Origin of the sequence: Shewanella sp. MM_2022_3, assembly GCF_022557375.1 — a bacterium.
Taxonomy (GTDB): Bacteria; Pseudomonadota; Gammaproteobacteria; order Enterobacterales; family Shewanellaceae; genus Shewanella; species Shewanella xiamenensis.
In genome coordinates this window covers 34,552-45,300 of sequence record NZ_JAKZGV010000019.1, presented here as the reverse complement: position 1 = coordinate 45,300, position 10,749 = coordinate 34,552, and the positions used below count along the sequence as shown (strand labels likewise).

General features: G+C 46.9%; 8 protein-coding genes. 6 read left to right on the top strand and 2 right to left on the bottom strand.

Going from position 1 to position 10,749, the window contains the following annotated elements:
- Window positions 1–57 precede the first annotated feature (57 nt).
- Together serC and gyrA are read right to left on the bottom strand one after the other, a co-directional pair.
- A complete protein-coding gene (gene serC / locus MMG82_RS11765) occupies window positions 58–1,155 on the bottom strand; it encodes a 3-phosphoserine/phosphohydroxythreonine transaminase (protein ID WP_039978102.1) in 1,098 nt (365 codons plus the stop codon).
- 105 nt (window positions 1,156–1,260) lie between these two features.
- A complete protein-coding gene (gyrA, locus tag MMG82_RS11760) occupies window positions 1,261–4,017 on the bottom strand; it encodes a DNA gyrase subunit A (protein ID WP_047540902.1) in 2,757 nt (918 codons plus the stop codon).
- A gap of 384 nt (window positions 4,018–4,401) precedes the next feature.
- On the opposite strand from gyrA, the gene ubiG reads away from it, so the two are divergent.
- The 6 genes from ubiG (at window position 4,402) to MMG82_RS11730 (ending at window position 10,748) form a co-directional block, all read left to right on the top strand.
- Window positions 4,402–5,112, top strand: coding sequence for a bifunctional 2-polyprenyl-6-hydroxyphenol methylase/3-demethylubiquinol 3-O-methyltransferase UbiG (gene ubiG, locus MMG82_RS11755; protein ID WP_047540023.1), 711 nt, complete (start codon window positions 4,402–4,404; stop codon window positions 5,110–5,112).
- A gap of 1 nt (window position 5,113) precedes the next feature.
- Window positions 5,114–5,788 carry an HAD-IA family hydrolase gene (locus MMG82_RS11750; RefSeq protein WP_047540021.1) on the top strand — a complete coding sequence of 225 codons (675 nt, stop codon included), beginning with the start codon at window positions 5,114–5,116 and terminating at the stop codon, window positions 5,786–5,788.
- 445 nt (window positions 5,789–6,233) lie between these two features.
- Window positions 6,234–8,522 carry a class 1a ribonucleoside-diphosphate reductase subunit alpha gene (gene nrdA, locus MMG82_RS11745; protein ID WP_047540019.1) on the top strand — a complete coding sequence of 763 codons (2,289 nt, stop codon included), beginning with the start codon at window positions 6,234–6,236 and terminating at the stop codon, window positions 8,520–8,522.
- 61 nt (window positions 8,523–8,583) lie between these two features.
- On the top strand, window positions 8,584–9,714 hold the full coding sequence (gene nrdB, locus MMG82_RS11740) for a class Ia ribonucleoside-diphosphate reductase subunit beta (protein ID WP_037418877.1): 1,131 nt from the start codon (window positions 8,584–8,586) through the stop codon (window positions 9,712–9,714).
- A 33-nt stretch (window positions 9,715–9,747) separates the two neighbouring features.
- Window positions 9,748–10,167, top strand: a complete 420-nt coding sequence (yfaE, locus tag MMG82_RS11735) for a class I ribonucleotide reductase maintenance protein YfaE (RefSeq protein WP_047540017.1) — start codon at window positions 9,748–9,750, stop codon at window positions 10,165–10,167.
- A gap of 197 nt (window positions 10,168–10,364) precedes the next feature.
- On the top strand, window positions 10,365–10,748 hold the full coding sequence (locus MMG82_RS11730; protein ID WP_241406882.1) for a DUF4440 domain-containing protein: 384 nt from the start codon (window positions 10,365–10,367) through the stop codon (window positions 10,746–10,748).
- Window position 10,749: the final 1 nt, after the last annotated feature.

Below are 10,749 nucleotides of genomic sequence, written 5' to 3'. Positions count from 1 at the left end.
GTGCATTCGCTTTTGCGTATAACAGCTTAAAACTTATGTGCCTTGGGCGAGCGCGGACTACATCTTGTGATGTTTCGCTGCAAACTCATTCATAAATGTCACCAGCGCGGCAACACCTTCCAGTGGCATTGCATTGTATAGGCTTGCACGCATACCACCGACGATTCGGTGCCCTTTTAAAGCCACTAAGCCCGCCGCTTCGGCCTCTTTTAAGAAGGCGCCATCGAGGGACTCATCCGCCAGTTGAAAGGTCACGTTCATTTGTGAGCGGTTCGCAGCCACCACACCATTTTTATAGAAAGGATTGGCGTCGATACAGGCATACAGCATTTGCGCTTTTTGCTGATTGATTTTCGCGATACTGGCTACACCACCTAAGGATTTGAGCCAAGCAAACACTTCCGCCGCTAAGTACCAAGCAAAGGTTGGAGGGGTGTTGAACATAGAGTCATGCTCTACCGCTAAACGGTAATCCATGATCGATGATTGGGTTAAACTCGGCAGTTTCAACATATCATCACGCACGATCACGATGGATAAGCCCGAAGGACCAATGTTCTTTTGTGCACCAGCATAGATTAAACCATAACGGCTGACATCAATTTCACGCGACATAATGGTTGACGATAAATCGGCGACAATCGGCCATGGACTGTCTAACTCATCAAAAATTTCGATACCATCAACTGTCTCATTTGGGCAGTAGTGCACATAACGGTAATCAGCATCAATCTTATGCAGTTCAGGCAATACTACCGCATTGAGTCCATTATGTTTTTCAACAATGTTAAGGCTGTCAATTTGTGCGTCGCCCGCCAGCTTTTTTGCTTCGGCTAATGCTGCAGAAGACCATTGACCACTGACTAAATACAGGGCTCGGCCTTGGTTGCCTAAAAAATTATTCACAACGGCAGAGAACTGACCGCGACCACCGCCGTGCATAAACAGCACATGATAGTTTTGTGGAATGTGCATCAGCTCGCGTAAATCCGCCTCAGCTTGCTTGGTCAGCGCGATAAATTCCTTGCCTCTGTGGCTGACTTCCATCACGGAGACACCTAGCCCATTCCAATCGAGTAATTCCTGTTGTGCTTTTTTCATTACCGCTGCGGGTAACATCGCAGGACCTGCACAGAAATTATAAATCGCGCTCACTGCCACTCTCCTTATTTACAAACCATGATATTAGAATTCATAAAATAAAACGTTGCCATGAAAAAAACGAGCGTCCAATTGGACGCTCGTTTTCATACTCTCGAATTAGTCTTCGTCTTGCTCGTCGTCAAGCTCTTCGTCTTCGTCTAATTCTTCTTCCAGTTCATCCTCTAAAGGCTCTTCTTGAACAGAGTCACCTTCAGCGACAACTGGGACGATTGGCATACCGTTTTCATCCAGCTCGACTTCATCTTCGTCGCCTTGGATCTCATCGATACGTTGCAGACCAACCACTTTTTCGTCACTTGCGGTACGGATAATAGTCACACCTTGAGTGTTACGACCGATGATAGACACACCGTTCGCAGGCGTACGGACTAAGGTACCTTTGTCGCTGATCAGCATAATTTCATCATTGCCGCCAACTTGTACCGCGCCAACCACTGCACCGTTACGCTCGCTCACCTTGATCGATACCACACCTTTGGTCGCGCGGCTCTTCGATGGATATTCAGACAGTTCAGTACGTTTACCATAGCCGTTTTCGGTCACGGTTAAGATAGCGCCATCGCCCTTAGGTACGATGAGAGACACTACTTTTTGACCTTCTTCGAGCTTGATACCGCGAACACCGGTCGCGCCGCGACCCATTGGACGCACGCCCTTGAAGTTGATTTGTGGGTTGCCTTCTTCGTCCAGCACTGGGTTGCCGTTTTCATCGAGTACGGCCACTTCTTCGCCTTCTTTAAAGCGAACCACTTTACCTTCATTGGAGAACAACATGATCTCATCATCACCATTGGTGATATCGACACCGATCAGTTGGTCACCGTCTTTCAGGTTAACGGCAATAATGCCGTTTGCACGTGGGTTACTGTAGGCCGTTAGCGCAGTCTTCTTCACGGTACCGTTAGAGGTCGCCATGATGATGTACTTATCTTCTGCGTATTCACGCACCGGCAGAATCGCCGTAATGCGCTCACCATCGGCCAGCGGCAGCAGGTTAACAATCGGACGACCGCGCGATGTACGGCTCGCCAGCGGTAATTGATAGACCTTGAGCCAGTACATCTTACCGAAATCTGAGAAGCACAGAATCGTGTCGTGGGTATTCGCAACCAGCAGTTTTTCAACGAAATCTTCGTCTTTCACTTTAGTTGCGGCTTTACCTTTACCACCACGGCGCTGGGCTTGGTAATCGCTCAGCGGTTGGTACTTGGCGTAACCTAAGTGTGACAGGGTCACAACCACGTCTTCTTCGTTGATTAAGTCTTCAAGACTCATATCAATTTCATTGGCGTTGATGACAGTGCGGCGAGCATCACCGTATTCAGCAAGAATTTCTTCCAGCTCTTCTTTGATGACTTCCATCAAACGCTCAGGGCTGCGCAGAATAAACAGCAGACCCGCGATGAACTCGAGCAGTTCTTCGTATTCGGCGATGATCTTATCGTGCTCAAGACCGGTTAAACGGTGTAAGCGCAGCTCAAGGATTGCCTGAGCCTGTTGCTCAGTCAGGTAATATAAACCATCACGGATACCGAATTCTGGCTCTAACCATTCTGGACGCGCCGCATCGTCACCCGCTTTTTCAAGCATGCCCTGCACATGACCCAGTGCCCAGCCCTGCTCAACCAGTTTGACTTTAGCGTCTGCTGGGGTTGGCGACGCTTTGATCAGCGCAATAATCGGGTCGATGTTAGCAAGCGCGACCGCTAATGCCTCAAGAATATGGGCGCGTTCGCGCGCTTTACGCAGTTCGAATACGGTACGGCGAGTCACCACTTCACGGCGGTGCAGGATAAAGCACTCAAGCATTTCTTTTAAGTTAAACAACTTAGGCTGACCATTGGTCAATGCCACCATGTTGATACCAAAAGAACATTGCATTTGTGTCTGGGCATAGAGGTTGTTCAGGACAACTTCGCCCACTTCGCCGCGTTTGATTTCGATAACGATACGCATACCGTCTTTGTCAGACTCGTCGCGCAGGCCGCTGATGCCTTCAATCTTCTTATCTTTCACTAACTCAGCGATTTTCTCGATGAGTTTCGCCTTGTTCACCTGATAAGGAATTTCGGTGACGATAATGCGTTCACGGCCATTATCTTCGGTTTCGACTTCAGCCAGTGCGCGCATTACTGCACGGCCGCGGCCCGTCTTATATGCATCGATAATGCCTTTACGGCCGTTGATAATCGCCGCCGTTGGGAAGTCTGGGCCAGGAATATGTTCCATCAACTGTTCGATAGACAGCGCAGGATCGGCAATTAGCGCTAAACAGCCCTTAACGACTTCGGTCAAGTTGTGAGGCGGAATGTTAGTCGCCATACCTACCGCAATACCCGATGAACCGTTAATCAACAGGTTAGGTACGCGTGTCGGTAATACCGCAGGAATTTGTTCTGTGCCGTCGTAGTTTGGCACATAGTCAACGGTTTCTTTTTCAAGATCGGCAAGGAGCTGGTGCGCTAACTTATCCATCCGGATTTCGGTATAACGCATTGCCGCGGCAGAGTCACCGTCAACCGAACCGAAGTTTCCTTGACCGTCGACTAAGGTGTAACGCAGTGAGAAAGGCTGAGCCATACGCACGATAGTGTCGTATACCGCCGAGTCACCATGGGGGTGATATTTACCGATCACGTCACCGACCACACGGGCAGACTTTTTGTACGGCTTGTTCCAATCGTTCTTCAATTCACTCATGGCAAACAGCACGCGGCGATGTACAGGCTTAAGGCCATCACGCACGTCTGGTAATGCACGTCCTACGATGACGCTCATGGCGTAATCAAGGTACGAATTCTTTAGTTCGTCTTCGATATTAATTGGCGAAATAGATGATGCCAGATCAGTCATAAACTGCTCGTTCCCCTGAAAATTAGCCGACAACGCATAATCCGTATCATTGAGCGGCCCAAAAACGTGATTTGGCATTCTAACACAGTTATTTAATGTCGCCAGACCTATCCTGCGCGAATTGAGAAGGATGTGGCTTAATAGATGAAAACACTGTCAATTTGCACTTTTAAACCCGATAAAATCGGTTGTTAATGGCGAAATTGAGTCCAAGACTTGATTAATATCCGAGCAGAAAAACCGCTCCGCTTCACAAAGTGTTTAAGAATTAATGATAATTGCTGAAATTTCACTCAACCACAAAGACTTAGAATCAGCCAATACTGTGTTTATCCACCATTGTCGTTATAATAGCCGCACTATTCAGCCGCTTTAGGTAATCGCATGCAACAGAATACCAACGTAGACCCACAGGAAATCGCAAAGTTTGAACGTATGGCCGAAACCTGGTGGGATCTCAATGGCGAGTTTAAACCACTGCATCTATTAAATCCCCTTCGCTTAAACTATATCGATCAAACTGCTGGCGGGATTTTTGGTAAAAAAGTGCTCGACGTCGGTTGCGGCGGTGGCATTTTATCCGAAAGTATGGCGCGCATCGGTGCAGTGGTTGATGGTCTTGATATGGGTGAAGAACCGTTAGAAGTTGCACGCTTGCATGCGCTGGAAACCGGTGTGAGCATCCATTACGTGAAAAACACCGCCGAGGCTCATAGGGAAGATCACCGCGAATACTATGATGTGGTGACCTGCATGGAGATGCTCGAACACGTACCCAATCCCCAATCAGTGATCCAAGCCTGCTGCGATATGGTAAAACCCGGTGGTTTTGTGTTTTTCTCTACAATTAATCGCAATGTTAAATCCTTTGTCGAAACCATTATCGGTGCTGAATATCTACTGAAGATGTTACCGATTGGCACTCATGATCATAATAAGTTTATTAAACCTTCCGAATTGATTGAGTTAGTCGATAACACCGACCTCATCTGCAAAGACGCCCTTGGGATCACTTATAACCCGTTAACAGGGATTTTTAAGTACACATCTAAGGTCGATGTAAACTATATGATTGCAACGCAAAAGGCAGATTAAGATGGGTTTAGCTGAGGTTAAAGGGGTCTTATTCGACCTTGATGGTACCCTTGCCGATACCGCGCCGGATCTGGTTCAGGCCCTTAACCTCAGTTTGTCTGATGTCGGTATTGCAGCAAAACCCTTTGCAGACATGCGTAGCGCCGCCTCCCATGGCAGCTTTGCCTTAGTCGATGCGGCCATTCCAGGCGCAGATGAGGTGCTACGCACCCAAGTCCAGCAAGGACTCCTTGCCCACTATCAAAGGATCAATGGCGACCATTGCCAATTGTTTGAAGGTATTTCCCCACTGCTTGACTGGCTCGAGTTATGCCGCGTGCCATTTGGAGTCATCACCAATAAACCTGCCCGCTTTACTCGTCCCCTGTTACATAAACTTAAGCTCAGCTCGCGTATGCCAGTGATGATCAGCGGCGATTCGACCCGTTACCCTAAGCCCCATACCGCACCTATGCTATTGGGCGCGCAGCAGTTGCAGTGCAAGCCACAGCACATCCTTTATTTAGGCGATGCCGAGCGGGATTTACTCGCAGCCCAAGCGGCGGGCATGCTCGGCGGTGTAGCGCTGTGGGGATATTTGGGCGAGGACGATACACCCGATGCATGGCCTGCCTATGCACAGTTTACGACGCCTTCGAATTTACATTCGGCACTAAGCCAAGCGTTAACAAAATAAGCGCGAATCAGGATTCGTGCTGATAGCTATTAATAGAATTAACGCTATGGGTCAATCCCCGCGATCGTGATCGCTGCTTATTTTAGCGATCGATCACACTGCGGGATCGGAATAAAAATTCGCCATATCAGACGCACGCTAATCTCAATTTGAGCTACAGGGTTAGTCATTACTAACGCATTTTTTTATCCTCAAGATATCCACAAGATACCCCCTAAATTGAGACTTGCAAATAATAGCAAACCTCACTATCTTGTATCTCAGATTATTTAAAACACCATATCTTGTGTATAGGTAGCAATCAGACACACTAGAAGTTCCCCGCTAAATCGACTATTTTCACCATAGTCAACAGTATTAAGGGTTTTCAGGTTGATTGTTTTACAAGGAAACGTACGGTGACTTAGTTCACCTGAACAGATATCAGAACCAAGGCCTCTCTTCAATGAATAGCAATATGACAGTTACAAAACGCTGTGGTGCACGTGAGACAATTGATCTCGACAAAATACACCGCGTAATTACTTGGGCAGCCAAGGGATTAAAAAACGTTTCTGTTTCTGAAGTTGAACTTCGCACGCATTTACAGTTTTTCGATGGGATCCCAACCGAAGCTATCCACGAAACGATCATCAAATCTGCGGCGGATTTAATTTCCCCTGAGTCACCAGATTATCAGTTTCTGGCTGCGCGTTTAGCCGTATTCCATTTGCGTAAGAAGGCTTTTGGTCAGTTCGAGCCGCCCAAGTTATATGACCATGTCACTAAGCTGGTAGAGCTGGGTAAGTATGATATGCATATTCTGCAGGATTACACCCGCGAAGAACTCGATATTATGGATACTTATATCGACCATTGGCGCGATATGAACTTCTCTTACGCAGCCGTTAAACAGCTTGAAGGTAAATATCTGGTTCAAAACCGCGTCACCCACGAGATTTATGAGAGCGCCCAGTTCCTCTATATTCTGGTGGCGGCCTGTTTGTTTGCCCGCTATCCAAAAGCTACGCGTCTGCAATACGTCAAAGATTTTTACGACGCGGTATCGACTTTTAAGATTTCACTGCCAACGCCTATCATGGCGGGAGTGCGTACGCCGACTCGTCAGTTTAGCTCATGCGTACTGATTGAATGTGGCGATAGCTTGGATTCAATCAACGCGACAGCATCATCTATCGTAAAATACGTGAGCCAACGCGCTGGTATCGGTATCAACGCCGGTCGTATCCGTGCATTAGGAAGCCCAATCCGTGGTGGCGAAGCCTTCCACACGGGTTGCTTACCTTTCTACAAGTATTTCCAAACTGCGGTGAAATCGTGCTCGCAAGGCGGCGTGCGCGGCGGTGCAGCTACCCTCTTCTATCCTATTTGGCACTTAGAAGTTGAATCGCTGCTAGTACTGAAAAATAACCGTGGCGTTGAAGATAACCGTATCCGTCATTTAGACTACGGCGTGCAACTGAATAAACTGATGTATCAACGTCTGATCAAAGGCGAAAATATCAGCCTGTTCAGCCCATCGGACGTACCCGGTCTTTACGATGCCTTCTTTGAAGATCAAGCCGAATTTGAGCGTTTATATCTGCAATATGAGCAAGACAGCAGCATTCGCAAGAAGACATTAAAAGCGGTTGAATTATTCTCACTGATGATGCAAGAGCGTGCTTCTACAGGCCGTATCTACATTCAAAACGTGGATCACTGTAACACCCACAGTCCATTTGACTCAAAAGTTGCACCGATCAGACAGTCTAACCTCTGCCTTGAAATCGCTCTGCCGACTAAGCCATTGAATAACATTGACGATCCAAACGGCGAAATCGCTCTTTGTACACTGTCGGCATTAAACCTAGGGACAATTACCGATTTAGCGGAACTGGAGCCATTAGCTGATTTAGCCGTGCGAGCCTTAGATAACCTGCTGGATTACCAAGATTATCCAATCAAAGCGGCGCAAATTTCGTCGATGAACCGTCGTACCTTAGGGATTGGTGTTATCAACTTCGCTAACTATTTAGCGAAGAATGGTATGAAGTACTCCGATGGTAGCGCGAACAATCTGACTCACAAGACCTTTGAAGCGATTCAGTTTTATCTGCTCAAAGCGTCAATGAATCTGGCGAAAGAAAAAGGTGCGTGCCCATTATTTAATGAGACCACTTACGCTCAAGGTATTTTACCTATCGATACCTACAAACGTGACCTAGATAAGATTTGCAGTGAGCCATTGCATTTAGACTGGGAAACACTACGTCAAGATATCAAAGAATACGGTTTACGTAACTCGACATTGTCTGCACTGATGCCGTCTGAGACTTCATCACAGATCTCAAACGCCACCAACGGTATCGAACCGCCACGCGGCTTGATCAGTGTGAAAGCCAGTAAAGATGGCCAGTTAAAGCAAGTGGTACCCGATTTTGATGAACTGAAATACAACTACGAGCTGTTATGGCAAATGCCAAGCAACGAAGGTTACTTACAACTTGTGGGTATCATGCAAAAGTTCGTTGACCAAGCGATTTCGGCCAACACAAACTATGATCCAGCGCGTTTTGAGGGCCGTAAAGTCCCAATGCAGACCCTGCTAAAAGACTTACTCAATGCCTACAAGTTAGGTGTAAAAACGCTGTACTACCATAACACTCGCGATGGTGCATCGGATCAACACGATGACATTACCAACATAGAGAAAGAAGATGACGGCTGTGCTGGCGGCGCTTGCAAAATCTAATCTTCAATGTTAACGGTTGCGGGATCCCAATGGGATCCCGACTTATTGGAATACTCGTACCATGACCTACTCTACTTTTTGCCAAACACCCAACGATGCCACCCGTGAACCCATGTTTTTCGGACAATCGGTAAACGTCGCACGTTATGACCAACAAAAATATGAAGTGTTTGAAAAATTAATTGAAAAGCAGCTGTCTTTCTTCTGGCGCCCAGAGGAAGTCGATGTGAGCCGCGATAAAATCGACTACAACTCACTACCCGATCATGAAAAGCATATTTTTATTTCGAACCTGAAATACCAAACACTGCTCGATTCAATTCAAGGTCGCTCGCCTAACGTAGCTTTTTTGCCATTGGTGTCACTGCCTGAGTTAGAAACCTGGATTGAAACCTGGTCATTCTCCGAGACCATTCATTCGCGCTCATACACTCACATTATTCGCAATATCGTCAACGATCCTTCAGTGATTTTTGACGATATCGTGGTGAACCATGAGATCCTGCGCCGTGCCACAGACATTGCAGAGTTCTACGATCACCTCATCAAATTAACCCAGACATATCATTTACTCGGTGAAGGCACCCATGTGATTGATGGTGAGCCTTTAGAGGTAAATACCCGCACCCTGAAAAAAGCACTGTACCTGTGCATGATGTCAGTTAACGCGCTCGAAGCCATTCGCTTCTACGTGAGCTTTGCCTGCTCATTTGCCTTCGCTGAGCGTAAGCTTATGGAAGGTAACGCGAAAATTATTCGTCTTATCGCCCGTGACGAGGCGCTGCACTTAAACAGCACCCAGCATATCTTAACCATTATGCAGGGCGGCAAAGACGATCCTGAGATGGCCGAGATTGCCGCAGAATGCCAACAGGAAGCCTATAACCTGTTCCTAAAAGCCGCCGAACAAGAAAAAGAATGGGCAAAATACCTGTTCAAAGACGGCTCAATGATCGGTCTAAACGAGCAGATCCTCTGCCAATATGTTGAGTACATTACCAACCAACGGATGAAGTCAGTTAACCTGCCGCTACCTTACGCAGAACAAACTAACCCACTGCCATGGATGAAAAACTGGCTAGAGAGTGACGCAGTGCAAGTGGCCCCACAAGAAGTGGAAGTGTCATCCTATCTGGTCGGCCAAATTGATGCAGCCGTCGACAGTGATGAATTTCTTGATTTCGATCTCTAATCACTTTTGATTGTGAAATGACTAGATTACGAAATGACTAAGTCGAACCAGCTAAAGAGCCATCCATTGAATAATCCCTTTGCCAAGGCGCCCATTGTGCGCCTGCAAGGGCAACCTGTGCTGCTATTTACCCCGCAGCACGGCTCTTTACTGCAAGCTCTTGAGGCCAAAAAAGTCAGAATTTTCTCTGAATGTCGTAGTGGCTTTTGTGGTGCTTGTAAAACAAAAGTGCTTAGTGGTCGTGTCAGCTATTTAACCGAGCCTCTAGCCGATCTCAATGCCGACGAATGTCTGCCCTGCTGCTGTATACCCAGCGAAGATTTAGAACTCGACTTATCGCCCGAAGGCGCTGCCGTGGTGACCTATTCTTGCAACACCCGCGCTCAGTCTACATCTACACGTAAAACCGCCAACCTAAAAGCCGTGCCACAGCAAGAAGTGATCGAAGACTAGCAGAGTCGTCTACTATTGGTTGTTATTGACAAACATCCTCCTGCATAACACCTACTGATTAGCAAAAAACAACATCTTTACAGCTTCCCAAACGCTTTATCGCTCACCCTTGTTAGCTTGCCAAAAGATCATTATGTTATTGCTTTCCACTTATTTTTACTTTGTATTAGGTGGACCAGTTTATGCCAAGGAGAGCTATGGATAAGTTAATCGCAATCAGCTTGCTGCTTGTGTCAATGAGTGCATTTTCGAGTGAAGATAACCTCGTTGCCGAAATGAAAGACATGGATAGTAAGGTATTTGATTCATTTAATCGTTGTGCCGATGAGCAACAACTCAAGCTGCACGAAAGTTACTTTGCAGATAAGGTCGAGTTTTACCATGACAACGGTGGTGTCACTTGGGATCGCCAGTCGATGATCAACAACACTAAAAACTATGCCTGTGGTAAATACACCCGCTCACTGGTTGAAGAGAGCTTTCAAGCCTATCCCATCAAGGACTTTGGCGCGATAACAGAGGGTGTACATAAATTTTGCAGCCAAGAAACTGGCAGTTTAACGGCAAAGCCAAATTTTTAAT